The organism is Aeromicrobium jepli, from assembly GCF_047246605.1.
Lineage (GTDB): Bacteria > Actinomycetota > Actinomycetes > Propionibacteriales > Nocardioidaceae > Aeromicrobium.
The window spans coordinates 176,510-202,042 of the sequence record NZ_JBFOKO010000005.1 but is presented as its reverse complement, the minus strand read 5'-3'; the positions used below and the strand labels follow the sequence as shown (position 1 = coordinate 202,042).

28 protein-coding genes and 1 tRNA gene are annotated in these 25,533 nt (G+C 72.2%); 12 read left to right on the top strand and 17 right to left on the bottom strand.

The features are described 5' to 3' along the window. Positions 1-24: 24 nt before the first annotated feature. The 4 genes from AB3M81_RS11735 to AB3M81_RS11720 form a co-directional block, all read right to left on the bottom strand. Positions 25-1,089, bottom strand: coding sequence for a CPBP family intramembrane glutamic endopeptidase (locus tag AB3M81_RS11735; RefSeq protein ID WP_412904095.1), 1,065 nt, complete (start codon positions 1,087-1,089; stop codon positions 25-27). Between the two features lie 70 nt (positions 1,090-1,159). After that, entirely contained in the window at positions 1,160-1,438 is a 279-nt protein-coding gene (locus AB3M81_RS11730; protein WP_412904094.1) for an HU family DNA-binding protein, read from the bottom strand. Positions 1,439-1,535: 97 nt separating this feature from the next. After that, positions 1,536-2,192, bottom strand: coding sequence for a leucyl/phenylalanyl-tRNA--protein transferase (gene aat / locus AB3M81_RS11725; protein ID WP_412904093.1), 657 nt, complete (start codon positions 2,190-2,192; stop codon positions 1,536-1,538). Positions 2,193-2,268: 76 nt separating this feature from the next. Then, complete coding sequence (locus AB3M81_RS11720) at positions 2,269-3,228, bottom strand: phosphotransferase family protein (RefSeq protein WP_412904092.1); 960 nt, start codon at positions 3,226-3,228, stop codon at positions 2,269-2,271. 93 nt (positions 3,229-3,321) lie between these two features. Between AB3M81_RS11720 and AB3M81_RS11715 the strand changes: the two genes are divergently transcribed. Further along, positions 3,322-4,005: an EcsC family protein gene (locus tag AB3M81_RS11715; protein ID WP_412904091.1), complete on the top strand. Its 684-nt coding sequence runs from the start codon at positions 3,322-3,324 to the stop codon at positions 4,003-4,005. A gap of 59 nt (positions 4,006-4,064) precedes the next feature. On the opposite strand, the gene AB3M81_RS11710 is transcribed toward AB3M81_RS11715, so the two are convergent. Genes AB3M81_RS11710 through AB3M81_RS11700 form a run of 3 tightly spaced genes read right to left on the bottom strand, consistent with a single transcriptional unit; the run spans position 4,065 to position 8,328 of the window. Beyond that, positions 4,065-4,991: a hydroxymethylglutaryl-CoA lyase gene (locus AB3M81_RS11710; protein ID WP_412904090.1), complete on the bottom strand. Its 927-nt coding sequence runs from the start codon at positions 4,989-4,991 to the stop codon at positions 4,065-4,067. Beyond that, on the bottom strand, positions 4,988-6,790 hold the full coding sequence (locus AB3M81_RS11705; RefSeq protein WP_412904089.1) for an acetyl/propionyl/methylcrotonyl-CoA carboxylase subunit alpha: 1,803 nt from the start codon (positions 6,788-6,790) through the stop codon (positions 4,988-4,990). Before AB3M81_RS11705 ends, AB3M81_RS11710 begins: the two co-directional genes overlap by 4 nt. 5 nt (positions 6,791-6,795) lie before the next feature. Next, a complete protein-coding gene (locus AB3M81_RS11700; RefSeq protein ID WP_412904179.1) occupies positions 6,796-8,328 on the bottom strand; it encodes a carboxyl transferase domain-containing protein in 1,533 nt (510 codons plus the stop codon). A gap of 53 nt (positions 8,329-8,381) precedes the next feature. On the opposite strand from AB3M81_RS11700, the gene AB3M81_RS11695 reads away from it, so the two are divergent. Next, positions 8,382-8,936 carry a TetR/AcrR family transcriptional regulator gene (locus AB3M81_RS11695; RefSeq protein ID WP_412904088.1) on the top strand — a complete coding sequence of 185 codons (555 nt, stop codon included), beginning with the start codon at positions 8,382-8,384 and terminating at the stop codon, positions 8,934-8,936. Here AB3M81_RS11695 and AB3M81_RS11690 read toward each other — a convergent pair. From AB3M81_RS11690 to AB3M81_RS11675, 4 genes are all read right to left on the bottom strand, one after another. Next, positions 8,893-9,777, bottom strand: coding sequence for an EamA family transporter (locus AB3M81_RS11690; RefSeq protein ID WP_412904087.1), 885 nt, complete (start codon positions 9,775-9,777; stop codon positions 8,893-8,895). The genes AB3M81_RS11695 and AB3M81_RS11690 overlap by 44 nt on opposite strands. 73 nt (positions 9,778-9,850) lie before the next feature. After that, complete coding sequence (locus AB3M81_RS11685) at positions 9,851-10,336, bottom strand: NUDIX hydrolase (RefSeq protein ID WP_412904086.1); 486 nt, start codon at positions 10,334-10,336, stop codon at positions 9,851-9,853. A 22-nt stretch (positions 10,337-10,358) separates the two neighbouring features. Beyond that, the gene (locus tag AB3M81_RS11680) at positions 10,359-11,168 is read right to left on the bottom strand and encodes a hypothetical protein (RefSeq protein ID WP_412904085.1); all 810 of its coding nucleotides are present in this window, start codon (positions 11,166-11,168) and stop codon (positions 10,359-10,361) included. Between the two features lie 18 nt (positions 11,169-11,186). Then, positions 11,187-12,692, bottom strand: coding sequence for an MFS transporter (locus tag AB3M81_RS11675; protein WP_412904084.1), 1,506 nt, complete (start codon positions 12,690-12,692; stop codon positions 11,187-11,189). Between the two features lie 131 nt (positions 12,693-12,823). Between AB3M81_RS11675 and AB3M81_RS11670 the strand changes: the two genes are divergently transcribed. Both AB3M81_RS11670 and AB3M81_RS11665 read left to right on the top strand, forming a co-directional pair. Then, on the top strand, positions 12,824-13,342 hold the full coding sequence (locus AB3M81_RS11670) for a TetR family transcriptional regulator (protein WP_412904083.1): 519 nt from the start codon (positions 12,824-12,826) through the stop codon (positions 13,340-13,342). Between the two features lie 115 nt (positions 13,343-13,457). Continuing rightward, on the top strand, positions 13,458-14,381 hold the full coding sequence (locus tag AB3M81_RS11665; protein ID WP_412904082.1) for an endonuclease/exonuclease/phosphatase family protein: 924 nt from the start codon (positions 13,458-13,460) through the stop codon (positions 14,379-14,381). Between the two features lie 24 nt (positions 14,382-14,405). Here AB3M81_RS11665 and AB3M81_RS11660 read toward each other — a convergent pair whose 3' ends face one another. The 4 genes from AB3M81_RS11660 to AB3M81_RS11645 are packed head-to-tail and all read right to left on the bottom strand — an operon-like array spanning position 14,406 to position 17,519. Next, positions 14,406-15,008: an IMPACT family protein gene (locus AB3M81_RS11660; protein ID WP_412904081.1), complete on the bottom strand. Its 603-nt coding sequence runs from the start codon at positions 15,006-15,008 to the stop codon at positions 14,406-14,408. 1 nt (position 15,009) lies between these two features. Next, complete coding sequence (locus tag AB3M81_RS11655) at positions 15,010-15,774, bottom strand: class I SAM-dependent methyltransferase (RefSeq protein ID WP_412904080.1); 765 nt, start codon at positions 15,772-15,774, stop codon at positions 15,010-15,012. A gap of 51 nt (positions 15,775-15,825) precedes the next feature. After that, complete coding sequence (locus tag AB3M81_RS11650; RefSeq protein ID WP_412904079.1) at positions 15,826-16,632, bottom strand: crotonase/enoyl-CoA hydratase family protein; 807 nt, start codon at positions 16,630-16,632, stop codon at positions 15,826-15,828. A 5-nt stretch (positions 16,633-16,637) separates the two neighbouring features. Further along, the gene (locus AB3M81_RS11645) at positions 16,638-17,519 is read right to left on the bottom strand and encodes a MerR family transcriptional regulator (RefSeq protein WP_412904078.1); all 882 of its coding nucleotides are present in this window, start codon (positions 17,517-17,519) and stop codon (positions 16,638-16,640) included. Positions 17,520-17,645: 126 nt separating this feature from the next. Between AB3M81_RS11645 and AB3M81_RS11640 the strand changes: the two genes are divergently transcribed. Both AB3M81_RS11640 and AB3M81_RS11635 read left to right on the top strand, forming a co-directional pair. Further along, positions 17,646-17,942, top strand: a complete 297-nt coding sequence (locus AB3M81_RS11640) for a WhiB family transcriptional regulator (RefSeq protein WP_412904077.1) — start codon at positions 17,646-17,648, stop codon at positions 17,940-17,942. Next, the gene (locus tag AB3M81_RS11635; RefSeq protein WP_412904076.1) at positions 17,942-18,247 is read left to right on the top strand and encodes a DUF4235 domain-containing protein; all 306 of its coding nucleotides are present in this window, start codon (positions 17,942-17,944) and stop codon (positions 18,245-18,247) included. The genes AB3M81_RS11640 and AB3M81_RS11635 overlap by 1 nt, the downstream gene beginning before the upstream one ends. A 78-nt stretch (positions 18,248-18,325) precedes the next feature. Here AB3M81_RS11635 and AB3M81_RS11630 read toward each other — a convergent pair whose 3' ends face one another. After that, positions 18,326-19,624 carry an MFS transporter gene (locus tag AB3M81_RS11630; RefSeq protein ID WP_412904075.1) on the bottom strand — a complete coding sequence of 433 codons (1,299 nt, stop codon included), beginning with the start codon at positions 19,622-19,624 and terminating at the stop codon, positions 18,326-18,328. A gap of 27 nt (positions 19,625-19,651) precedes the next feature. On the opposite strand from AB3M81_RS11630, the gene AB3M81_RS11625 reads away from it, so the two are divergent. Then, on the top strand, positions 19,652-19,789 hold the full coding sequence (locus tag AB3M81_RS11625; RefSeq protein WP_412904074.1) for a hypothetical protein: 138 nt from the start codon (positions 19,652-19,654) through the stop codon (positions 19,787-19,789). A gap of 90 nt (positions 19,790-19,879) precedes the next feature. Here AB3M81_RS11625 and AB3M81_RS11620 read toward each other — a convergent pair. Then, a tRNA-Leu gene (locus AB3M81_RS11620) sits at positions 19,880-19,962 on the bottom strand. 197 nt (positions 19,963-20,159) lie between these two features. Between AB3M81_RS11620 and AB3M81_RS11615 the strand changes: the two genes are divergently transcribed. Genes AB3M81_RS11615 through AB3M81_RS11595 form a run of 5 tightly spaced genes read left to right on the top strand, consistent with a single transcriptional unit; the run spans position 20,160 to position 25,499 of the window. Further along, positions 20,160-20,870 (top strand): FHA domain-containing protein, encoded by a 711-nt coding sequence (locus AB3M81_RS11615; RefSeq protein ID WP_412904073.1) that lies wholly within the window; start codon positions 20,160-20,162, stop codon positions 20,868-20,870. After that, a complete protein-coding gene (locus AB3M81_RS11610) occupies positions 20,867-21,343 on the top strand; it encodes an FHA domain-containing protein FhaB/FipA (RefSeq protein ID WP_412904072.1) in 477 nt (158 codons plus the stop codon). The genes AB3M81_RS11615 and AB3M81_RS11610 overlap by 4 nt, the downstream gene beginning before the upstream one ends. After that, the gene (locus AB3M81_RS11605) at positions 21,344-22,654 is read left to right on the top strand and encodes a PP2C family protein-serine/threonine phosphatase (RefSeq protein ID WP_412904071.1); all 1,311 of its coding nucleotides are present in this window, start codon (positions 21,344-21,346) and stop codon (positions 22,652-22,654) included. Further along, on the top strand, positions 22,651-24,036 hold the full coding sequence (locus tag AB3M81_RS11600; protein ID WP_412904070.1) for an FtsW/RodA/SpoVE family cell cycle protein: 1,386 nt from the start codon (positions 22,651-22,653) through the stop codon (positions 24,034-24,036). Before AB3M81_RS11605 ends, AB3M81_RS11600 begins: the two co-directional genes overlap by 4 nt. Further along, positions 24,033-25,499, top strand: a complete 1,467-nt coding sequence (locus tag AB3M81_RS11595) for a peptidoglycan D,D-transpeptidase FtsI family protein (RefSeq protein WP_412904069.1) — start codon at positions 24,033-24,035, stop codon at positions 25,497-25,499. Before AB3M81_RS11600 ends, AB3M81_RS11595 begins: the two co-directional genes overlap by 4 nt. The last annotated feature ends 34 nt before the right edge of the window (positions 25,500-25,533 follow it).

Genomic DNA, 25,533 nt, shown 5'->3' with positions numbered 1-25,533 from the left:
GGGCGGCCCGCCGCACGTCCGGGGTCAGCGCGTCCAGACGCCCGGGTCGCCCGGGTAGGACGGCGCGTTCGGCGGCGGTTCGGGACGCGACACCGCGGCCGGGAACGGCTGGGGCGCGACCGGCTGCGGCGCGGGCGGCAGGCCGGCGGGGACGTAGGGCGGCGGCGGGACCACGCGGTACAGCGGCACCGGCGGCGGCTCGGGCAGCGGCTCGCGCCGCCGGGCCAGACCCGTGCGGCGGGCCATCCACTCGACGAGACCCCAGAACACGAGGGTCATCGCGAGCGACGGCAGGACGCCGTCCACGAGGCCCGCGCCCTCGCCCGTGGAGTCCACGAAGCCCAGCACGTCGAGGACCATGAGCACGACGTTGTTGGCGACGTGCAGCCCGATGGCCGCCTCGAGGCCGCCCGTGCGGATCGTCAGCACGCACGCGACGACGCCGAACAGGAAGACCGAGAACAGGCCCCAGAAGTCGTAGAGGTGGCCGGCCGCGAACAGCAGGCTCGTGACCACGACCGGCACGACCGCCCACCGGGTCCACGAGCCGACGAGCTGCAGCAGCCCGCCGCGGAACACGTACTCCTCGGCGGCGGCCTGGAACGGCACGACCAGCAGGACCACGAGGATCGTGGCGACGCCCGTCCCGTCGAGCGGCGCGACCTCGAGCGACCCGCCCGTCGCCGCGTCGACCACGACGGACAGGCCCAGGCCGAGCGCGACCACCGCGAACGCCAGCAGCGAGCACCGGCCCAACCAGCCCCAGCGCAGGCGCCCCTCGACCGAGTGCAGGTAGCCCACGTGCCGGCGCCACACGACCGCGACCGGCCCGAGCACGCACGGGATGAGCAGCGCGATGGACAGCAGCTGGAACGCCAGCACCGAGGGACGGGCGAGCGCGATCTCGGTGCCCGCCGCGTCGAGGAAGGCGTCCGCGTCCGCGCCCGCGACGACCATCCCGAGCATCCACACGATGACGAACGCGACCGAGACGGTGCCGTACACGCCGACCCCGGCCAGGGCCGCGACGGGCAGCCGCCAGTGCTCGAAGCCGGGAGTCTCGCGCGCCAGCCGGTGGTACGGGGTCACCGCTGCATCCTCACACAACGCACGACGCCCCCGACCCCTGGACGGGGCGGGGGCGTCGGAACGCGAGGTCTTACTTCGCGGCAGCCTTGAGGCGCGAGCCGGCGCTGACCTTCACGCCGTAACCGGCGGGGATGTCAATCGTCTCGCCGGTGGCGGGGTTGCGGCCCGTGCGGGCGGCACGCTGGACGCGCTCGACGGAGAGGACGCCCGGGATCGAGATCTTCTCGCCCTTGGCGACCGAGTCGATGACGAGCTCGGCGAAGGCGGTGACGAACTCGTCGACGTCCTTCTTCGTGCTGCCGGTCTTGGCGGCCAGCGCGGCCACGAGATCGTTGCGGGAAAGTGCCACGATTCTGCTCCTGAGATGGATTGATGTGTACGCCCGTCAGTCTAGGGACGGCACCGAGGTCGGCCGACCCCGGGTACCCCCGGCGTGTCGCGGGATTTCAAGGCCAAACGGGCGTCGGACCGTCCACGAGCCCCTTGATCCGCTCGATGTAGTCGGCGCGGCCGACGACCCGCACTCCCAGCGAGGCCAGGTGGGGCGTCTGCCACTGCGTGTCGACGAGCCAGTCGGGCAGCGTGGACATGACGTCGACCAGTCCGACGAGCGCCGCCTTCGAGGCGTCCGTGCGGTGGTGGAACATCGATTCCCCTGCGAACAGGGACCCGATCCCGAGGCCGTACAGGCCGCCCACGAGCCGGCCCTCCTCGTCGCGCGTCTCGACGCTGTGGGCCCAGCCGAGGTGGTGCAGCCGCACGTAGGCCTCGCGCACGGGAGCGGTGATCCAGTGCCCCGGGCGGCGGCGGTCGGCGCAGGCGTCGATGACGGCCTCGAAGTCCGTGTCGACGGTGATCGTGAACGCGCGCATCGACTTGCGCAGCGAGCGCGAGACGCGCAGGTCGCCGGGCTCGAGGACGCCGCGCTCGACGGGCGACCACCACAGCAGCCGGCGGCCGTGAGGCATCGGGAACGCGCCGTGACGGTAGGCGTCGACGATCGTCGCGGGCTCGAGGTCGGCCCCACCCCCGACGCAGTCCTCGTCCGGCCACTCGGCCGGCTCGAACTCCCACGGGGAGGGAGGCAGCGGGGTCAAGCTCATGCCGGCACCGCACTCGAAGAAGCCAAGGTTGGCGGTACCGGCATTCGTGCATCACCTCTCGCTCGCTGGCGCTCGCTCATGCGTCCAGCATCGACGACAGGTGGTACTCCACCGCGTCGCCCCACTCGGCGACCTCGTCGGCGGTCGCGGTCAGCAGGGCGCGGTGCCACGTGACGGCGCGGTTGACGGCGTGCGTGAACGCCGACGCCCGCCAGAGCTCGTCGAAGTGGCCCGGGTCCACCTGCCACTCGTCGGTCCACGCCGTGACGATCCGGTCCCACGCCAGGTCGGTCCCGCTGACGACGCCGTACGGGACCGAGAGGATCTCGACCGCGTGGGACCACATGCCGTCGCCGAGGTCGAAGAACGCGATGCCGCCGTCCGTCTCGTGCAGGTTGCGGGGATGCAGGTCGCCGTGCTGCCAGGTCGCGGGGACCGGCGAGGCGTCGAGCAGCGCGCATGCCTCGAGCAGCTCGGACCGCCGCGACCTCAGCTCCTGCACGATGTGCGGGGCGACCCGGCCGGTCAGCTCGGGGGCCTCGTCGTACAGCTCCAGGAGCCGGTCGAAGCGGCCGGGCACGGTGTCGGGTGCCGCGTCGGGCAGGCCGATCGCGAGCAGGTCGTCGCGGTGGTCGGCGAGCCGTCGCTGCACCCGCGCGGCCTCGGCGATCCCGCGCCTCCAGTCGTCCTCGGTCGGAGTGCGCAGGTCGCCCACCGTGGGCCCGTGGTCGGGCGTGAGCATCCAGCCGCGCTCCGCGTCGACGGCCCACGGGCGGCACACGGCGTCGGGCACGAGGTCGGCGATGAGCTCCTGCAGGGCAGGCTCGAACGACATCGCGGGACACGTCGCCTTGAACCAGACGGTGCCGTGGTCGGTCGGGACGGTGATCTGCGTCGACCACGGCCGGATGCGCAGCTGGTCATGCTCGCCCGTGACCGTGACCCCACGTTCGGCGAGGCGCTCGCCGATCCAGTCGAGCGCCTCCGCACGCCACGCCGGGGAGGCCACCCGGACGGAGAAGGGCTCGTGCGCCATGGCCACACCGTAGGGGCTCAGCACCGTGCTGTCGCGGCCTGACGGCCCCGTCGCTCGCCGGGCGGGCTGGCCGGATCTTCCTATGCTTGCCGCATGGGAATGAAGGACCGCATCGCCAAGGAGGCCGGCTCGGCCGTCGTGCCCGCCGTCGCCTCCGGTTACGTCCGTACGGTCCTGGACAAGGCCATCGACGGGATCGGGCCGCTCAAGCCGGTCGTCGAGACCGCCGGGGCGAAGCTGGCCGCCCACGCGGGCGACGTCGAGAAGGCGGTCGCCGCGCTCGTGCGCAGCCACACGAGCCTCGCGGGCCTGCAGGGCTTCGTCACGAACCTCGGCGGCCTCGCGCTCGCGCCGGCCACCGTGCCGGCCAACGTCGTGGGCGTGACGATCGTGCAGTGCCACCTCGTGGCCAGCATCGCGCACCTGCGCGGCTACGACATCGAGGACCCGCGCGTGCGCAACGCCGTGCTCGCGGTGATGCTCGGCGAGGACACCGTCAAGGAGATGATCCGCAAGAAGCGGCTGCCGTCGTCGCCGATGGCCCTGGCGACCTCGCCCGTGCACGACCCGGTCCTCGACGACACGATCGCCAAGGAGGTCACCGGCGAGCTCGTGGGCCGCACGATCGGCCGCCGTGCGCTGATGCTGGCCGGCAAGAGGATCCCCCTGCTCGGCGGCGCAGTCGGCGCGGGAGCCGACGGCTTCGGCACGTGGCAGGTCGGGCGCTACGCCCAGAACGAGCTCAAGGACCGCCGCCTGCGCCAGCGACGTCGCTGAGTTGCACGTTAGGCCGGCGACACGCCGTGTTGGCGCGGCGGAACGTGCAACTCAGCGAGTCAGGCCAGGGCGCGGACGACGGCCGAGGGGCTCTCGCGGCCGAGGAGGCCGGCCATCCAGCGGCTCGTCGCCACGAGGGACGGCAGGTCGACGCCGTGCTCGATGCCCAGGCCCGTCAGCATCCACACGAGGTCCTCGGTCGCGAGGTTGCCCGTGGCGCTCTCGGCGTACGGGCAGCCGCCCAGGCCGCCCGCCGACGCGTCGAACGTCGTGATGCCGCAGCGCAGCGCCGCGAGCGCGTTCGCCAGCGCCTGGCCGTACGTGTCGTGGAAGTGCATCGCGAGGCGGTCCGTGCCCACGCCCGCGGCCTCGAACTCCGCCACGAGGCGCGCCACGTGCGCCGCCGTCCCGACGCCGATCGTGTCGCCGAGCGAGAGCTGCGTGGCCCCGAGCTCGAGCAGCCGCGTCCCCACGCGCACGACCTGCGCGGGGTCGACCGCACCCTCCCACGGGTCGCCGAAGCACATCGAGACGTAGGCGCGGACGTCCACGCCGGCCGCGAGGGCACGCTCGACGACGGGCGCGAACATCGCGAACTGGTCCTCGACCGTGCTGTTGAGGTTCTTGGCCGCGAAGGTCTCGGTGGCGCTGGCGAAGATCGCGACGTGGCGCACGCCGGACTCGAGCGCGCGGTCCAGGCCGCGCTCGTTCGGGACCAGGACCGGCAGCGGCGTGGGGCCGTCGAGCGGGAGCCGCGAGACGACCTCGGCGGCGTCGGCGAGCTGCGGCACCCACGTCGGGTGGACGAAGCTCGTCGCCTCCACGACGGGCAGGCCCGCCGCGACGAGGCGCTCGATGAACTCGACCTTCGCGTCGACGGGGACCAGTCCGGACTCGTTCTGCAGGCCGTCGCGCGGGCCGACCTCGTAGATCGTGACGCGCTCGGGCAGGGCGGGGTCGCGCTCGACCATCGGCAGTGCGCTCATCGGTCCTCCTCCGCCTCCGGTGCGACGACGTGGAACAGCAGCTCGCCCATCTTGACCTGCGCGCCCTCGCGCGCGGCGACCTGCGTCACGACGCCGGCGTGCGGCGCGACGAGCGCCAGCTCCATCTTCATCGCCTCGACCGCACCGAGTCGATCACCGGCGGCGACCTCCTGCCCCTCGGTCACCTCGACCGCGATGACGGTGCCCGGCATCGGCGCCGTGACCTCGGCGTCGCCGGCGTGCACGGCGCGCGGGCGGCGCGTGCCGTCCGGCCGCTCGAACACCCACGGCTGCCCCTCGACCGCGACCCAGGCGCGGACGCCGTCGGTCGTCGCGGGACCCGGCGGGAGGCCGCTGGTCCCGTCGACCTCGTGGCGCTCGCCGGCCTGGTCGACGACCGGGAGCACGACGGGAGCGGCGTCACCGGCGAGCCGCCAGCCGTCGCCCGCGTCGGGCCACAGCAGGCGCGCGGCGTGGGCGGCCGCGGCCTCCGGGACCTCCGGCGGGGTCAGCAGGCCCTCGGGGTGCGTGTCCAGGAAGCCCGTGTCGACGCGGCCGGCGCGGAACTCCTCGGAGTCGACGAGGCGGCGCAGGAAGCCGGTGTTGGTGGTGAGGCCGAACAGCGCCGTCTCGTCGAGCGCCTCGGTCATCGCGTCGATCGCCGCGTCGCGGTCGTCGCCCGTGGCCACGATCTTGGCGAGCATCGGGTCGAAGGACGAGGTCACCGCGGTGCCGTCCTCGACCACCGTCTCGACCCGGCCGCCGGGCCACCACGCCTCGCGCACGGTGCCGGCCTGCGGCAGGAAGCCAGCGTACGGGTCCTCGGCGTAGACGCGCACCTCGATCGCGTGCCCCGTGCACGTGATCTGGTCCTGCGTGCGCGGCAGCGGCTCGTCCGCCGCGACGGCGAGCTGCCAGTGCACGAGGTCGGTGCCGGTGACCTCCTCGGTGACCGGGTGCTCGACCTGCAGGCGCGTGTTCATCTCGAGGAAGTACGCCTCGGAGCCGCGGACGAGGTACTCGACCGTGCCGGCGCCGACGTAGCCGACCTCGCGGCACAGGGCGACGGCCGCGGACAGGATGCGCTCGCGGACCTGCGGGTCGAGGCCGGGCGCCGGCGCCTCCTCGACGACCTTCTGGTGGCGGCGCTGCGCCGAGCAGTCGCGCTCGAAGAGGTGGACCACGTTGCCGTGGCGGTCGCCGAAGACCTGCACCTCGACGTGGCGGCCGCCCTCGACGTAGCGCTCGATCAGCAGCGTGTCGTCCCCGAAGGCCGAGCGGGCCTCGCGCGCCGCGGTGGCCAGGGCATCGGCGAGTCCCTCGGGGCCGCGGACGACGTGCATCCCCTTGCCGCCACCGCCGGCGGCGGCCTTGACCAGGACCGGGTAGGCGTCGGCCGGGACCGCGTCGGGCTCGAACCGTGGCGTGACGGGCACCCCGGCGCGCTCGGCCACCTCGCGGGCGCGGTCCTTGCGGCCCATGAGCTCGATGACGTCGGCGTCGGGCCCGACGAAGACCAGGCCCGCGCGGGCCACGGCCCGGGCGAACTCGGCGTTCTCGGACAGGAAGCCGTAGCCGGGGTGAATCGCCGCGGCGCCGGACGCCTGCGCGGCGCCGACGATCGCCGCGCCGTCGAGGTAGGACGGGACCTCGACGGCCTCGTCGGCCAGCGCGAGGTGGGCGGTGTCGCCGGCGACGTGGATCGCGATGCCGCGGATGCCGAGCTCACGGCAGGCGCGCAGGACCCGGGCGGCGATCTCGCCGCGGTTGGCGACGAGGACGGATTCGGGGGTGGCCATGTCTCTCACATCCGGAAGACGCCGAAGCTCGGCGAGGGAACGGGGGCGTTCGCGGCGGCCGAGAGGCCGAGCGCCAGCACGCGGCGGGTGTCGACGGGGTCGATGATCCCGTCGTCCCACAGCCGCGCGGTCGAGTAGTAGGCCGAGCCCTGCGTCTCGTACTGCTCGCGGATCGGGGCCTTGAAGTCCTCCTCCGCCTCGGGCGAGTCGAAGTCGCCGCGGACGGTCGCCAGGACCGAGGCGGCCTGCTCGCCGCCCATGACCGAGATCTTGGCGTTGGGCCACATCCACAGGAAGCGCGGGTCGTAGGCGCGGCCGCACATGCCGTAGTTGCCGGCGCCGAACGAGCCGCCGATGACGACCGTGAACTTCGGCACGACGCTCGAGGCGACCGCCGTGACGAGCTTCGCGCCGTCCTTGGCGATCCCGCCGTTCTCGTACTGCCTCCCGACCATGAACCCGGTGATGTTCTGCAGGAACACGAGCGGGATGCCTCGCTGGTTGGCCAGCTCGATGAAGTGCGCGCCCTTGAGCGCGGACTCGCTGAACAGGATGCCGTTGTTCGCGATGATCGCGACGGGCCAGCCGTCGATGTGGGCGAACCCGCACACGAGCGTGTCGCCGTAGAGCGGCTTGAACTCGTGCAGGCGCGAGTCGTCGACGATGCGGCTGATGACCTCGCGGACGTCGTACGGGGTGCGCGAGTCGACGGGCACGACGTCGTAGAGCTCCTCGGGGTCCTCGCGGGGCGGCAGCGGCGCACGGCGGGTGATCGTGGGCTGCTGCGGGCGGGCGAACGTGTCGACGATCGACCGCACGATCTGCAGCGCGTGGTCGTCGTCCTCGGCGAGGTGGTCCACGACGCCCGAGACCTTGGCGTGGACCTCGCCGCCGCCGAGCTCCTCGGCCGTCACGACCTCGCCGGTGGCGGCCTTCACGAGCGGCGGGCCGCCGAGGAAGATCGTGCCCTGGTCGCGCACGATGACCGTCTCGTCGCTCATCGCGGGGACGTAGGCGCCACCGGCGGTGCACGAGCCGAGGACGGCGGCGACCTGCGGGATGCCCTGCGCCGACATCTGAGCCTGGTGGAAGAAGATCCGGCCGAAGTGGTCACGGTCGGGGAAGACCTCGTCCTGCATCGGCAGGAACGCGCCTCCGGAGTCCACGAGGTACAGGCACGGCAGGTGGTTGTCGGCCGCGATCGTCTGGGCGCGCAGGTGCTTCTTGACCGTCAGCGGGTAGTACGTGCCGCCCTTGACCGTGGCGTCGTTCGCGACGATGACGCACTCGCGGCCCGAGACCCGGCCGACGCCGGCGATCATGCCGGCGCTCGGGACGGCGAACGGGTCGTCGCCGTACATGTCGTAGGCGGCGAGCGCGCCGATCTCGAGGAACGGGGACCCGGGGTCGAGCAGGCGGTCGACGCGGTCGCGGGGCAGCAGCTTGCCGCGCGCGACGTGGCGGTCGCGCGCCTTGGCCGATCCGCCCTGCCGCGCGGTCGCCGTACGCTCACGCAGCTCGGCGACGAGCTCTCGCATGTTCACGCCTCGCAGGTTAACACTCATTAACCTGCGCTTGCTATGCTCGCGCCGTGAGCCGCCGCGAGCAGATCCTCGAGACCGCCGCGGGCCTGTTCGCCGAGCGCGGCTTCCACGGCGTCTCGGTCAACGACATCGGCGAGGCGTGCGGCATCTCGGGCCCGGCCCTCTACAAGCACTTCGCCGGCAAGGACGACCTGCTCGCGCAGTCCCTCACGTCGATCAGCGAGCGGCTGCTGTCCGAGGGGCGCCGGCGCCGGGCCGAGGCGCCCGACGACGACGCCGCACTCGACGCGCTGATCGCGTGGCACGTGGAGTTCGCCCTGACGCACCCGGCGCTCATCGTGATCCAGGACCGCGAGTGGTCCAACCTGCCCGAGGCCGCCCAGCGCGCCGTCCGGGAGCTGCAGCTGGCCTACATCGACGAGTGGGTCGCGGCGCTCCAGGCCCGGCGGCCGGACCTCGACCGCGCGAGTGCGCGCGCCGCCGCGCAGGCCGTGTTCGGCCTGATCAACTCGACCCCGCACTCGGCGCGCATCAGCGCCGACGCGATGGCCGCGCTGCTCACGGCGATGGCGCGAGCGGCGCTGGAGTCCGCCGGCGCGTGACCGTCGCGATGGCGACGCCCGCCATCATCACGATCCCGCCGACCCACTCCAGCGGCGCCGGGACCTCGCCCAGCGCCACCCACGACGCCAGCACGCCCACCGGCGGCACCAGCAGGATGTACGGCACGACGCTCGCCGCCGGGTGGCGCGCCATCAGGCCGTTGAAGATCGTGTAGCCCACGAGCGACGCCAGCACGACGGTGTAGAGCGTGCTGACCCAGGCCTGCCAGCCGAAGCCCGCGAGCGCCTCGCCGATCTCGGCCGGACCCTCCACCAGCAGCGACAGCGCCAGGCACGGGACCGGGACGACGAGGGCGGACCACACCACGAGCGAGAGGCCGGACGAGACCTTGGCGGCCCGTGCCACGACGTTCCCGATCCCCCAGGAGAGCGCGGCGGCGACGGTCACGAGCAGCGGCACGATCGGCGCGTCCAGCCCGAAGCCCCATGCGACGATCGCCAGCCCGGCCGTGCCGATGCCGGCACCGATCCACTGCCGGCGCGAGGCGTGCTCGCCCAGCGCGAAGCGGGCGATGACGATCGTGAAGATGACCTGCGCCTGCAGCACGAGGGCGGCGAGCCCGGCGGGCATCCCGATCGCCATCGCGAGGTAGAGGAACGCGAACTGGCCCAGGCTCATGAACACGCCGACGGCCGCGACGGCCTGCCACGACGCCCGCGGGCGCGGGACGAACAGCACGAGCGGGAAGGCGACGAGAGTGAACCGGATCGCGAGGAACAGGAAGGGGGGCACGTCCTGCAGGCCGGCGTGGATGGCGACGAAGTTGCAGCCCCACAGCACGGCGACGAGGACGGCCAGCAGGCTGTCGCGGCGGTTCACCGCCTCATCCTGTCAGCGAGGCCCCGCGGACGGAGCCGGACGCCCTGCCAACCTGCGTCGAGATCCCGCCGCGTCACAGCGGCAGCGAGATCACCGGCGGCACCGGCGCGCCCGTCCGCAGCAGGTCCAGCAGGTCGCGCTCGTGCGGCACGACCGGGTCCGGGAGGGCGTCGAGCCGGAACCACCCGACCTCGGCGGCCTTGTCGGCCTCCTGCAGCGCGGCCTCGCCCGACCACTGCGTGGCCTCGAAGAAGAAGTCGACGCGCTGCTCGACCGCCGGGCCGCCGCGCTCGAACCGGTGCAGGGTCGCGAGCGGCCGGAGGGCGGCGGGGTCGATCGTGACGCCGGCCTCCTCGAGCGCCTCGCGGACCGCCGCCTCGTGCGCGGACTCGCCGGGATCGACGTGGCCGGCGATCACGGCCCAGTAGCCGTCGCGGTACCCGGTGCCGGCGCGCTGCTGGAGCAGGACCTCGTCCCCCCGCCGCAGGATCACGTAGGCGGCGGCGATGAGGGACGTGCGCTCGCCGAGGTGGTCGTCCGGTGCGTAGCGATCGGTCACGCCGCCAGTGTGTCAGCCGGGGTCAGAGCCGGCACCGCTCGGCGTAGAAGTCCTCGAGTGACTGTCGGACGCTCTCGTCGAGGTCGAGCGTTAAGTACGCGTGGTCCACCTCGCCGGTGCTGACCCGCACGCCGAAGCGCGTGCCCACCTTGTCCTCGCCGACGACGTGCGGGTCGCAGCGGCCCGTGACGACCTCCAGCGGCACCCGCTGCGAGCGCCTCAGGTCGAGGGCGACGTCCGTGGGCGTCCGCGGGCCGAAGGCGAACCGCAGGGTCGGCGCGAAGCCGTTCAGCACGACCCGCTCGGCGTCCTGCCTCGGCGTGAGCGTGAGCAGAGCGGTCCAGCGGTCGCCGGCCACCCGCGGCTCCCCGACCGTGAGGTCCGTCGCCGCAGCGAACGCCTGGGCGCCGCAGTCCCCGTCCACCAGGTCGCGCAGCACCCCGTACGGGTCCTCGACCGGCACGCGGGACCGCCGCTCCTCGTCGCCCAGCCGATAGGTCAGGTCGGCGCGGATCGTGAGGTCGTCGCCGTCCGGGCAGCGCCCCTCCGGCGGGTCGACGTCGATCCCGGTGCCGAAGCCCGCACCGACCTCCTCCGTCCCGGTCCACGTGACCGGCTGGGCCCACCGGTTCGAGCCCAGCCGGAATCTCGTGATCGTGAGGTCCTTGCCGGTCCCGTTGTCGACCGCGAGCGCGATCTCGCGGGTCAGCCGCTTGCCGCGGTACTGCATGACGTGGGCGGTCAGCCCGTCCGGCGGATCCGTGCGCTCGGGCGCGCCGGAGCAGCCCGCCGCGACGAGCAGGAGCGCCAGGAGCGCGACCGGACCACGCATGGCCCGAGTGTAGGAGCCTCAGCTGTTGCGTAGGGTGCGTCGCGAGACCCACGCGGCGGCGAGGGCGACGAAGATCGCCGCACCGGCCGTGTACTGGACGCCCAGGTCGAACGCCGAGGCGGCCGAGGCGTGGATCCAGCCCTGGACCGGCGCCGAGAACCGCTCCGCGAACTCCATCGTGGAGCCGAGCGTCTCGAACGCGTTCTCCTGCTCGCCGAACCGCGCGACCGACGGGATCGTCAGGTGCGAGCGGAACGTCGCCGTGAGCACGCTGCCGAGCACCGCGGTGCCCAGCACGGCGCCGATCTCGTAGGCGGTCTCGGAGATCGCCGAGGCGGCGCCGGCCTTCTGCGGCGGCACGCTCGACAGGATGAGGTCGTTCGTGATGGTCTCCGCCAGGCCGATGCCGATGCCCAGGATCGTGAACGCGACGGCCACGGACACGACCGTCGGGTGGCCCGTGAACGCGGCGAGCGCGTAGCCGCTCGCGGACAGGCCGAAGCTCAGCGGCACGAGGGTGCGCGGCGGCACCCGCTCGACGATGCGGACCGCGACGAATCCGGCCACCATCGTGGCGATCGAGCCGGGCACCAGCACGAGGGCCGACTCCAGCGGCGACAGCCCCAGCACGAGCTGCAGGAGCTGGGCGCCGAAGTAGAGGAAGCCCGCGAGCGCCATGAGGCTCAGCGCGTTCGCCGCGAGGGCGCCGCTGAAGACGGGGTTGCGGAACAGCGTCAGGTCCAGCATCGGCGAGGCGCTGTGCCGCTGGCGGCGCACGAAGAGCCAGCCGGCGGCCAGGCCGAGGACGAGCGCGGTGACGGTCGTGTCGTCGAGGCCGTGCGAGGCGCCGTGCTTGATCGCGAAGACCAGCGGGACCATCGCGACGAGCGACAGCAGGATCGACAGCGGGTCGAACGGGCCCGGCGACGGGTCGCGCGACTCCGGGATCGTGGCCAGCGCCGACGGCACGAACAGCACGATCAGCGGCACATTGATGAGGAACACCGAGCCCCACCAGAAGTGCTCGAGCAGGTAGCCGCCCAGGACGGGCCCGAGGACGGCGCCTCCGGAGAACATCGCGGCCCACGCCGCGATGGCGGTCCGGCGGTCGCGGGCGTCGTCGAAGATGTTGCGGATCAGCGACAGCGTCGAGGGCATGAGCGAGGCACCGAAGAAGCCGAGCAGCGCCCGCCCGGCGATGAGCATCTCGGGCGTCGTGCTGAAGGCCGCGACGACCGAGGCCACGCCGAAGCCGATCGAGCCGCCCACGAGCATGCGCCGGCGGCCGATGCGGTCGCCGAGGCTGCCCATCGCGATGAGCAGGCCGGCCAGCATGAGCGCGTAGAGGTCGACGATCCACATCAGCTGCTGCCCCGTGGGGCGCAGCTCGCGACTGATCTCGGGCAGGGCGAACGACAGGACGGTGTTGTCGACCGAGACGAGCAGCACGGGCAGCATGAGGACCGCGAGCGCGGTCCACTCGCGCCGCCCGGCGCGGTGCGTGGAGGAGGTGTGGATGGCCATGATGCCTCAACTGTACCGACCAGACGGTACAGTTCTAAAATTCGCTGGCATGACGGTCATCACGTCCCGCCGCCGTCCCGGTGGATGGCGACAACCGGCCCCCGCGCCCCGTACTCACTAGGCTGTCCGCCATGGCCGAGGAACGCAGCACCCGCGACCGACTCCTCGACGCCTTCGAGCAGCTCATCGTCGGCGCGGGAAGCCGCGCCGCCACGCTTGACGCCGTCGCGGCGGAGGCCGGCGTCTCCAAGGGAGGTCTGCTGTACCACTTCCGCAGCAAGGAGGCCCTCGTCGACGCGATGGTGGAGCGCCTGCGCGAGCAGGCCGCCCGCGACGTCGAGGCCATGCGGAACGCACCCGAGGGACCCGTGGACTTCTACCTCGAGACCTCGGTGGACACCGGCAGCGACTTCGACCGCGCCCTCATCGCGGGGGCGCGGATCGCCCAGGACCAGGATCCCGGCGCCCGCGCAGCCATGGCGGACATCCGCGACGCCTGGTTCTCCGTGCTGGACGAGCACCTCGGCGACGCGGCGCTCGCGCGCACGGTCCTGCTGATCGGCGAGGGACTCTACTTCCACGACTCCGCCGGCATCGGCGACGCCGCCGCGCTCGGCCAGGTGCGCGAGGTCCTCGCCCGGCTCCCGTAGCAGCCCCCGGGCGAGCGGTCCATGGCCTGACACGGGCTGGTCCTCGGGTCGACAGCGACCCGTAGGTCCCTCATCGTGGGTCGGTCGGAACCATCCACGAAAGAGGACGCCACCCATGACCCTCCGCCACCTGCCGCGCTCGCGATCCGGGCTGTCGGCACTCGCCGCCGCCGCGCTCGCGCTGTCGGCGATCTCCCTCGTCTCCGCTCCCGAGGCCGACGCCGCCACCACCAAGATCCGCATCGTCCAGCACAACGTCGAGAAGCGGCCCGGTCCCGTGACGAAGGCCATGGAGAAGGCCGTCGCCATCAATGCGCAGGCCATCACGCTGCAGGAGGTGTGCGCGAGCGACGTCCACCTCATCCCCGAGTTCGCGCAGGCGCGCGGGGAGACGTGGACCGTCAACGCGCAGCAGAGCCGCACCGACGGGTGCGCCGCCGGCGACGACGTCATGACCGTCGCGGTCCGCACCGCCGGCGGGGCCACGGCCAGCCAGCCCGCCCTGTCGCCGGACGAGGCCGAGAACGACCAGGGCGTGCGCTACCACCAGCGACAGCAGGAGCTCGTCTGCCTCACGTGGGGCCAGGGCCCGGTCAAGACGGTGTGCTCCGTCCACATCGCGCTGGGCAAGGCCTTCGTCGCGGGAACGAACGAGCTCGCCCGTCCCGTCCAGATCAAGCAGGTCAAGGACCACGCGTACGACTTCACCGAGAAGGGCCACGCCGTGATCATCGGCGGCGACTTCAACGCCGTCCCGAAGGACACGGTCATGAACCGCATGTACGCCAAGGGCCTCGACAGCAGCGGGAACGAACCGAACGGCCGGTTCTTCGAGGCGACGCAGCTGACGAAGCCGCAGTCGGCGGAACGCCGCGGAGCCATCACCGCCACGACCGGCGACGGCGGCACGCGCAAGATCGACTACGTGTTCTTCTCCAAGAACAAGACGCCGTGGACACAGGACGGCGCGTCCATCGACACGTTCACGACCGGCTCCGACCACAAGATGGTCACGGCCGCGGCCACGATCGAGAGCTGAGGGCCGAGCGCGGCGGCCGCCTCGTCAGCGGTCGTCGCGCCAGACCGGCTCGACGAGCTCGTACTCGAGCCGGTCGAGGACGTCGACGTCCGTCATCGCGACCGTCCACGTCACCCGGTCGGCCTCGTACGCCACCTCGACGACGTCGGTGTCCCGGCGCAGGCGACTCTCCATCGTGCCCACCTCGGCGATCGGCGCCACGACGCGCGCCTGCTGCCACAGCACCCGCTCGCGCGTTCCCGCGACGTCGAGCGCGGCCGCGACCGCGTCGCCGTACGCGCGGACGAGGCCACCCGTGCCGAGCAGGATCCCGCCGAACCAGCGCGTGACGACGGCGACGACGTCGCTGACCTCGCGGCCGGCGAGGACCTCGAGCATCGGTCGGCCCGCCGTGCCCGACGGCTCGCCGTCGTCGTTGGTGCGGCGCAGCGCGCCGTCCGGGCCGATCACGAATGCCGTGCAGTGGTGCCGGGCGTCGTGATCCGTCGCCCGGATCGACGCGATGAAGGCGCGCGCGGACTCCTCGTCCTCGACCCGGCACACGCGCGCCAGGAAGCGTGACCTCGACACGACGATCTCGGCCTCGGCGGTGCCGCCGAGCGGGCGATCGATCGTGCGGTAGCCCACCTCAGCGCTTGCGCAGTTCCAGGAAGATCGAGGGACCGAAGTCGCTCTTGGCGAGCGGCTTCTGCAGGACGCGCTCGACGCCGACCAGGACCGGCGTGGGCACGAAGCGCTTGAGCGTCTGGCTGCGCAGGTTCGAGACCGAGAGCTTGCGCTGCAGCACGAGGCCGGCGGCGGCCAGCTGGTTCACGACCGTGTCGATGTTGTGGTTGACGAAGGCGATCGCGTCCGGCTCGTCGGCGGCGACGGTGCGGATGCTGACCGGCTCGGTCGGCAGCGCCTTGCCGGCCTTCTTGAACGCGCGGCGGTTCTTGAAGTGGCCGTAGTTGGCGACCTCGATGATCGCCGTGCCGCCGGGGGCGAGGACGCGCGCGATCTCGGCGAACTCCTCGGTCGGCTCGGGGATGTGGTGCATGACGCGCACCATCGTGATGAGGTCGAGCTCGCCGTCGGCGAACTGCAGCGCGTCGGCCTGCTGGCGCTGCTTGATGATGTCGGTGCCGGCGAGGAACGTCTCGGCGGCGTCGAGCTGGGTCTGGCTGGGCTCGGCCAGCGTCACCCGGTCGGCGTACTCGCGCAGCAGCAGCGCGAGGCGGCCGAAGCCGCCGCCGACGTCCGCGGCCTTGGCGAACCGGCGGCCCTTCAGCAGGCGGCGGATCGCGACCTGCTCGGCCGCGTTCTCGTAGTCGCGGTTGTTCCAGTACTGGGTGTAGTCGTATCCCCGGTCGTACTGGTCGGCGACCTTCTTGCTGGGCTTGTCCTCGCTCACCGGGCAACCCTAACAATCAGGTCCGACCCGGCCGAAACCTCCGCGCCGCGGTCAGCGCCCGAACGTGCGCGGGCCGAACTCGGGCTGGCTCTTCGTCATGCCGGCCTCCCGCGCGATCGCCGTGTTGGGCGACTTGAACATCGCCTTCTGCAGCTTGCGCTCGAGGGCGAACGCGCGGCGCGGGGTGGCGCGACGCGTCTCGTTCAGCAGGCGCTTGGAGGCCGCGACCGAGTCGGGCGAGCGCGCGATCAGCTGGTCGACGAGCTCGAGCGCCGGCTTGGCCGGGTCGTCCGCGACGCCGGAGGCGATGCCGTACTCGACGGCCTTCTCCCCCGAGAAGATCTCGCCCGTCATCGTGAGGCGCTTGGCCAGGTCGGCGCCGACGAGCTCGGCGAGCGCGACCGTGCCGCTCATGTCGGGGACCAGGCCCCACTTCGCCTCGAGGATCGACCACTGGCAGTCGGGCGTCGTGAACCGGAAGTCCGCCGCGAGCGCGAGCTGGATGCCGCCGCCGAAGACGTGGCCGCGGGTCACGGCGATGACCGGGACCGACAGCTCGCGCCAGGCCCACAGGGGCTGCTGGAAGCGGTTGGTGCCCTTGACCGGGTTCGGCAGGAAGTACTTCGTGACGCGCTTCTTGTCCGTCATGACCTGGGCGAAGTCCAGGCCCGCGCAGAAGGACGGGCCACGGCCCTCGAGGATCACGGCGCGGACGTTCGGGTCGGCCTCGATGCGGTCGGCCGCATCCATGAGGCCGTCGAGGACGTCGAACGTGATGCCGTTCAGCTTCTCGGGGCGGTTGAGCCAGACGTGGGCGATGGGCCCCTCGATCTCGGTGACGACGTGCGGTTCGGCCATGCGGGTCAGAGTAGTTCGTCGCCGAGCGCGACTCGCACCTGCTCGACCGCCTGGCGCAGCGAGTAGGACGTGACGACCTCGTGGGGCCACCCGCTGCCGCCCAGCAGGAGGCACGTCCGCTCGCCGATCACGCGCAGCCGCTCGAGCTCGGCGGCCTCGGGCGTGACGACCGAGGACCACAGGAAGACCGCGTCGGGATCGGTGCTCTCGACGAACGTCTCGAGCGAGTCCAGCGGCAGCCGCGAGCCCAGCTCGGTGGACGCGTGGCCGTGCGCGGCCAGGGCCGCGCCGAGCGCCACGATGGGCAGCTTGTGCTGGTCGTCCTCGGCACTGGCCAGGACGACGCGCGGCGGCCCACTGACGTGGAAGTCGTGCGCCGCCGACCGCAGGGTCGACAGCAGGCGGGCGCTGACGAGGTGCTCGGCGGCGACGCCGAGCCGGCCGTCCTCCCACTGGGCACCGACCTCGACGAGGGTGGGGCCGATGACGGTGTCCCAGCCCTCCTCGATGCCGAACTTGGCGATCGCGTTCTCGGCGGCCTCCTGCACGGCGGCGCCGTCGAACTCGCGCGCCCCCGCGAGGATGCTGGCCACGGCGTACTCCTGGGCGGAGACCCGCAGTCCCTCCGCGCCACCCCCGACCGCCGAGGCGACCTCGGTCGGCGACATGGCCTTGACGCGCTCGGCCGCCTCGCTCGCCGGCACGCCGCTCTCGATGAGGCGGGACATCGTGGCGACCCGGTCCGCGTCGACGATCGTGTAGCGCCGATGCCCTCCGGACGTACGGAAGGTGGGCCCCACGCCGTAGCGGCGCTCCCACGTGCGCAGGGTCGGCGCGGCGATCCCCAACATGGCGGAGAGAGCGCCAACAGTCCATCGACGGTGCATGAACAGATCCTAAACTTATTCGGGGTGCTTGCCCATTGAATAGGTTACGTAGTACGGTCTAGCTACTCACCGGGTTGAGCACCCCAGCCCGCGTCAGTCCTTACCCTTGGGGAAGGGGCAGGAAACATGGTTAACATCAAGCGACTCCCGTCGCCGATCATCGAATCGTACGAATGGCAGTGGGACGGTGCGTGCATGGGCGCCGACTCGTCTGTGTTCTTCTCGCCCGAAGCCGAACGCGGCATGAAGCGTCAGCGCCGCGAGGAGGCGGCGAAGGCCATCTGCGCCACGTGCCCGGTCATCGATCGCTGCCGCGAGCACGCGCTGGCGGTCCACGAGCCGTACGGCGTGTGGGGCGGCCTGACCGAGTCCGAGCGTGCCGAGATCCTCTCTCGGCGCCAGTCGGCCGTCGCCGTCGGCTGATGGCCGGCTCGAAGGCCGGCCACGCGAGCAGCACGTCGGCGAAGATCCTCTACAAGCCGGTCGGCCTGGTCTCCTCGATCATCGCCGGCATCATCGCCACGGCCGTGTTCAAGCAGGTGTGGAAGCGCGCCAGCCCGAACAGCGAGGGTGACGCGCCGACGCCGACGCAGTCGGAGTTCCCGCTCAAGGAGATCCTGCTCGCAGCGGTCATCCAGGGCGCGATCTTCTCCGGTGTCCGAGCCATCGTCGAGCGCCAGGGCGCCAAGGCGTTCGCCAAGGCCACCGGCGAGTGGCCCGGCGACTGAAGCGCGTACGACCCGAGAACGAACGGGCCGGCTCACCTCACGGTGGGCCGGCCCGTTCGTTGGTTCAGGCGTCGAGCATCACGCGTCGACGGTCGCGTCCAGGGCCGCGTGGCGGTGCCTCGTGGAGATCGTCGCGGTGATGGACGTGAACGCCAGCACGGCGACGAGGCACACGATCATCCACACGCGCCACCCGCCGGTGGCCTCGACCACCCGGGGCGCGAACAGCACCGCGCCCAGGATGCACAGGCGGCTGACGAGGTGCTGGAGGCCGAACGCCGTCCCCTGCGCATCGGGGTGGATCTCCTCGACGTGCTCGGAGAAGCTGGCCTGCCACGTGCCGAACGTTGCGGCGACGGAGCCGCCGAGGGCGGCGAACAGCGCCACCAGGACCCAGGTCGGCAGGTCGGCCCCCGCCGACATGACGGTGACCAGGACGCCGAGGAATCCGCAGGCCGCGACGCCGCCGAGCAGCAGGTACGGCTTGCGGGCCTGGGTCGTGTCCGACTTGCGCGCCCAGACGAGGCTGCCGAGCAGCGCGGCGGCCCAGAAGGCCATCGTGACGACCGACGCCGGGCGGACGGCCATGCCCATCTGGTCCACCAGCATCTTCTGCGCGTAGGTGTTCATCGTGGCGAGCAGGACGAACATGAGCGACATCGCCGCGACGTGCGCCGCGACGGTGCGGTGCTGCAGCAGCGCCCACGCGCCGGGTCGGCGCTCGTCGGCGATCCGGTGCACGACGTGCTCGTCGGAGTGGCGCGTGTGCTGCCGCACCTCGGGCGCAAGGTCCTGGAGGAACACCATGACGAGCACGGAGCCGACGAAGGCGAAGGCCGCCATGATGTACAGCTGCGAGTGCCAGGTGCCGAAGAAGTCCAGGGTCGCCGCGGCGATCGCGGCGGCCACGAAGTTGGCGCCGAGCGATCCCCACGACCAGAACGCGAAGGCCTGTGCCCGGCCCACGCGCGGGGTGAAGTCGCGGATGAGCGGCTGGGTGCCCGACATCGCGACGCCCTCGACGAAGGCCAGCAGGATGCGGGCGGCCGTGAACTGGCCGGGCGTGTGCGACCAGGCCATGAAGAGGCAGGACGCGGCGGACAGGAACATCCACGGGACGATGACCCGGACGCGGCCGACGCGGTCGACCAACCGGCCGCCGACGAAGCCGGCGAGCGCGCCGCACAGCAGCGAGGCGGCGGTGATCGCGCCGTAGACCTTGAGGGACATGCCGATGTCCTCGAGCAGCAGGGGCAGCACGGGCGCCAGCTGGCCCTCGTACGCCGAGATGAAGCACGCGACGACGACGACGGCCACCAGGACCCGTCGCCTCGACCCGGTCGGGTACTCCGTGAGCTCGCGGCGGTATCGCATCATCCTGGCGCCGACCGGATCGGCGACCCCGTGGCGCTCACCGAGGGGTACTCGGCGGCGTTCATCGGCGCCGCCGCCACCGCCGCACTCGGGGCGCTCGGCGCCGCGGTGCTCCTGCGCCGCCCTGTCACCCAGGAGGTCGACCCCGTGTCCGAGCACGCCGGCTGACCCGCCCGGATCCGCGGGCGTCGCCTCGCCGGAGAGCACGAAGGCCCGGACACATCCGTCGTGTCCGGGCCTTCGTCCGATTCTCTGCTGTGCGCGAGGGGGGATTTGAACCCCCACGCCCTTGCGGACACTGGCACCTGAAGCCAGCGCGTCTACCATTCCGCCACTCGCGCAAGGTCCGGAACACCGGACCGACGACACACTCTAACAGGCCGCGCGCGACGGTCCCAGCGGGAGGGTCCCCCGAGCTTCGTACACCCTCCGTGCGGCGGGTCGGGACCGCGTGCGACGCCGATGTCGCGTGGTGTCGATACGATCAATGGGACGAGTCGTCAGCGACACGAGCGACCCCTGAGGAGGTGACCCGTCCATGGCCGGAGTGCTGCAGCGCTTCGAGAAGCGCCTCGAGGGCGCCGTCACCGGCGCGTTCGCGCGGGCGTTCCGCAGCGCCGTCCAGCCGGTCGAGATCGCCGCGGCCCTCCAGCGCGAGGTCGACAACAGCGCCACGATCCTCAGCCGCGAGCGCACGCTCGTCCCCAACGACTTCACCGTCGAGCTCTCACCGGCCGACCACGACCGCCTCGCGCCGTACGGCGCCACGCTGTCCACCGAGCTGGCCACGCTGCTCAAGGAGCACCTCGCCGAGCAGCACTACACGGCGGCCGGTCCGATCCACATCGACTTCGCCCTCGACGAGAGCCTGCACACCGGTCGGTTCACGGTCGTCAGCCGCTCCAACGCGTCGGTCACCCCCGTGCGGGGCGAGCCCATCACCGACACCGCCGTCCGCCGGGCACGGGTCGTGCTCGACATCGGCGGGCTGCGCCACCCGGTCAACCCGCCGGGCATCACGATCGGCCGGGGCTCCGCGGTCGACCTCAAGATCGACGACCCGGGCATCAGCCGCAACCACGCCGAGATCTCGTTCCTGGGCAACGGCGTCGAGGTGCGCGACCTGGGCTCCACCAACGGCGTCATCGTCGACGGACGCCGCGTCGACGCCGCCTTCCTGCGCGACGGCTCCACGATCCGCCTGGGCAACACGACGATCGCGGTGCACCTCAGCGAGGAGGGCGCGTGAGCGAGTTGACGCTGACGTTGATCAAGCTCGGCTTCCTGGCCGTGCTGTGGCTGTTCGTGCTGTCCGCCGTCTCAGTCATCCGCACCGACATCTTCGGCACGAAGGTCTCCACGCCCAAGCCCGCCAAGGGCCAGAAGCAGCCCAAACCGCAGAAGGCCAAGCGCACCAAGCGCGCCCGCGGCGCCCCCCGCACCCTGCAGATCGTCGACGGACCCAACGCCGGCCAGAGCGTCCCGCTCGGCACCGAGCCGATCCTGCTCGGCCGCGGCACCGACGCCGCGATCCGGCTCGACGACGACTACGTCTCCACCCGCCACGCCCGGTTCGCCACCAACGGCGAGCAGTGGTTCGTCGAGGACCTGGGCTCCACCAACGGCACCTACATCGGCAGTCAGCGCATCACCTCGCCCGTGCCCGTCGCGATCGGCACCTCCGTGCGACTGGGCAAGACGATCGTGGAGTTGCGCAAGTAGATGGCGACGCTGACCTACCGCTACGTGGCGCTCACGGACGTGGGCCTGCGACGCTCCAACAACCAGGACTCGGGCTACGCCAGCCCGCGACTGCTGGTCATCGCCGACGGCATGGGCGGCGCCGCCGCCGGCGACCTCGCCTCCTCCGCCACCCTCGCCGAGATCCGCCAGCTCGACCGCGACCTCGACCCCGCCACCGACGGCGACGCGCTCGAGGCCATGTACAGCGCCGTCACGCGGGCCAACCGCCGCCTCGCCGAGCTGATCGCCGACGACCCGGCCGTCGAGGGCATGGGCACCACGCTCGAGGCGATGCTGTGGGACGGCGAGAAGCTCGCGGTCGCGCACATCGGCGACTCGCGCGCCTATCGCCTGCGCGAGGGCCGCCTCAGCCAGCTGAGCACCGACCACACGTTCGTGCAGAGCCTCGTCGACGAGGGACGCATCACGCCCGAGGAGGCGCGGGTCCACCCGCACCGCTCGCTGCTGCTCAAGGCCATCCTCGGCCGCGACGACTTCGAGCCCGACTTCACGTGGCTGCAGCCGGCGCCCGGCGACCGGTACCTGCTGTGCAGCGACGGCCTCAGCGACATGGTCCCCGACGAGACGATCGAGCGGACCCTCAAGCTCGAGACGATCGACCTCGCCGCGACCGAGCTCATCCGCCTCGCCCTCGAGGCCGGCGGCTACGACAACGTCTCGGTCGTCCTGGCCGAGTTCGTCCCTGCCGACGAGCCGATGGACGAGGACCTCTCGTGCGCCGACGGCCGGCCGCAGATCGTCGGCGCGGCCACCACCCAGCCCCGCGGCCGCACCGGCAACGCGTCCGCGGCGACCGCCCCGGGCACGATCGCGGCCACCGGCACCACCGACGAGCCCGACCCCGACCCCGAGGAACTGCGGTACGCGCCGCGCCCGGTCCCGCGCCGCCGCTGGCTGCGGTGGCTGCTGGCCACGGTCGTCGTCCTCGGCCTGCTCGGCGGTGCCGCCGCCTACGCCTACGACTGGTCGCAGCGCCAGTACTTCGTCGCGCCGTCGGGCGACCTCGTGGCGATCCACCGCGGCGTCGACGTCTCGATCGCCGGCATCACGCTGTCGCACGTCGACCAGGTCACCGGGGTGCGCATCGACAGCCTGCCCGCCTACCAGCGCGACCGGGTCAACGCGGGCATCACCGCGGCCGACCTCGACGAGGCCAAGCGCATCGTCACGAACCTGAGCATCCAGGTCACCGAGCCGACCCCCACGGCCACGCCCAGCCCCACGCCGCGTCGCACCCGCCCGACGCCCACGCCCACGGAGACGCCATGAGTGCCCGGTCCGCCGGCCTTACCTGGATCCCGCGCAAGCGCCGTACCGCCGAGCTGGGGCTGCTGCTCGTCGCGATCGCCATCGGGATCGGCTCGTACGCGGCTGTGGGCCTGGGGCTCGACGGCGAGGTGCCGGCGGGCATCTACACCGTGGGCGGGGTCTACGCCGTCGTCGCGCTCGGCGCGCACGTCGCGGTCCGCCGCTTCGCCGGGTACGCCGACCCCGTCCTGCTGCCGCTCGTGGTCGCGCTCAACGGCATCGGGCTGGTCACGATCTACCGGATCGACCTCGGCCTCGAGGCCATGGGCTCGCCCTACGGCCCGTTCGCCCAGGGCCAGCTGCGCTGGACGATCCTGGGCATCCTCATGTTCGTCGCCGTGCTGGCCTTCGTGCGCGACCACCGGCGACTGCAGCAGTACACGTACACGTTCGGCCTCGGCGCGATCGTGCTGCTCGTCCTGCCGATCCTGCCGATCATCGGCAACGCCAAGCGCGGCGCCCAGATCTGGATCCAGCTCGGGCCGTTCAGCTTCCAGCCCGCCGAGGCCGCGAAGATCGCCCTGGCGATCTTCTTCGCGGGCTACCTCGTCGCCAAGCGCGACGCGCTCGCCCTGGCCGGCCGCCGCATCCTGGGCGTCGACCTCCCGCGCGGCCGCGACCTCGGCCCGATCCTGATCGGCTGGCTCATCAGCATCGGCATCCTGGTGTTCCAGCGCGACTTGGGCTCCTCGCTGCTCTTCTTCGGCCTGTTCGTCGTCATGCTGTTCGTGGCCACCGAGCGGCCGGGCTGGCTCATCGTCGGCGGGCTGCTCTTCGCGGGCGGCTCGTACTTCGGCTACCTCGCGTTCTCGCACGTGCAGGACCGGTTCACCGCGTGGCTCGACCCGTGGGCCGACCCCGACCGGAACTACCAGATCATCACGGCGCTGTACGGCCTCGCGCACGGCGGGCTGCTCGGCCGTGGCTGGGGCCAGGGCAGCCCCGAGCTGACCCCGTTCGGCTTCTCGGACTTCATCCTGTCCTCGATCGGCGAGGAGCTCGGCCTGGCCGGCCTCATGGCCGTGATCATGGTCTACGCGCTGTTCGTCGAGCGCGGCCTGCGCATCGCGCTGACGTGCCGCGACGCCTTCGGCAAGCTGCTCGCCGTCGGCCTGTCCGTCTCGTTCGCGCTGCAGGTCTTCGTCGTCGCGGGCGGGGTCATGCGCCTCATCCCGCTGACGGGTCTCACGGCTCCGTTCCTGGCGGCCGGCGGCTCGTCGATCATCATGAACTGGATCATGGTGGCGCTGCTGCTGCGCATCAGCGACCAGACGCGTCGCCCCGCACCCGAGGCCACCCCGATCACCGGGGACGATGCCACCCAGGTGGTGAAGCTGTCGTGAACAAGCCCATCCGCGCCATGGCCGTCGCCTGCCTGGTGATGTTCCTGGCCCTGCTGCTCAACGCGAACGTCGTGCAGTTCGTGCGGGCCGACGACCTCAACGCCAAGGACGGCAACCGCCGCGTCATCGACGAGGAGTTCAGCCGCGAGCGCGGCGCGATCATCGTCGACGGCGAGCCGATCGCCCGCTCCGTCCCGGTCAAGGACAAGTGGCAGTTCCAGCGCCGCTACACCGACGCCAAGCTCTACGCGCCCGTCACGGGCTACTTCTCGTACGTCTACGGCCAGGAGGGCATCGAGAAGAGCTACAACAGCATCCTGTCCGGCAGCGACGACCGCCTCTTCGTCAACCGGGTCATCGACGTCATCTCCAACGACCAGCCGCAGGGCGGCAGCGTCGAGCTCACCCTCGACCCCGCCGCGCAGAAGGCCGCGTTCGACGGGTTGGCCGACCTCGGCGAGGAGACCCGCGGCGCCGTCGTGGCGCTGGACCCGCAGACGGGCGAGGTGCTGGCGATGGTCAGCCAGCCCACGTTCAACCCGAACAGCCTCGCCAGCCACGACCTGAAGAAGGCCACGGCCGCGATGCAGCGACTCACGGCCGACGAGAACGAGCCGCTCACCAACCGCACCACCCAGACCACGCTGCCGCCGGGCTCCACGTTCAAGGTCGTCACGGCCGCGGCGGGCATCTCCGAGCGCGGCCTCGACGCCGACTCCGACGTGCGCGGCGGCGCCACCTTGAGCTTCCCCGGCATCGAGTACAAGCTGCCCAACCAGGGCGGCAGCACGTGCGGTGGCAACCCGATCAGCCTCCAGCGCGCCCTCGAGGTCTCGTGCAACGTGTCGTTCGGCTGGCTCGCCGGCAAGGTCGGGCAGGACAAGCTCGCAGCGCAGGCCGAGCTGTTCGGCTTCGGCCAGCGCCCGATCGAGGACGTCGCCTCCTACCCCAGCCGGTTCACCGCCGACCCCGACACCGACCTCGAGGCCCCGCAGCTGGCGCAGTCCGGCATCGGCCAGTACGAGGTCGCCGCCACGCCGCTGCAGATGGCGATGGTCGCCGGCGCGGTCGCGAACGACGGCGTGCTGATGAAGCCGCACCTCGTGCGCACCGTCCGCGCCCCCAACCTGTCGATCCTCGAGCAGACGGAGCCCGAGGAGCTCGAGCGCTCCATGTCGACCGGCGACGCGCGCGAGCTGCGCTCGATGATGGTCTCAGTCGTCGACAACGGCACCGGCGCGCCGGCCGCCATCCCGGGCGTCGACGTGGGCGGCAAGACCGGCACGGCCGAGTCCGCCCCCGACCGCCCGCCCTACGCCTGGTTCATCGGCTTCGCACCCGCCAGCGACCCCAAGGTCGCCGTGGCCGTGCTCGTCGAATCCGCCCAGAACACGAACGACATCGCCGGCGGACGCCTCGGCGGGCCGATCGCCCGCTCCGTGATGGAGGCGGTCCTGCGATGAAGAAGCCCACCCACCCTTTGGGAGACTGGACATC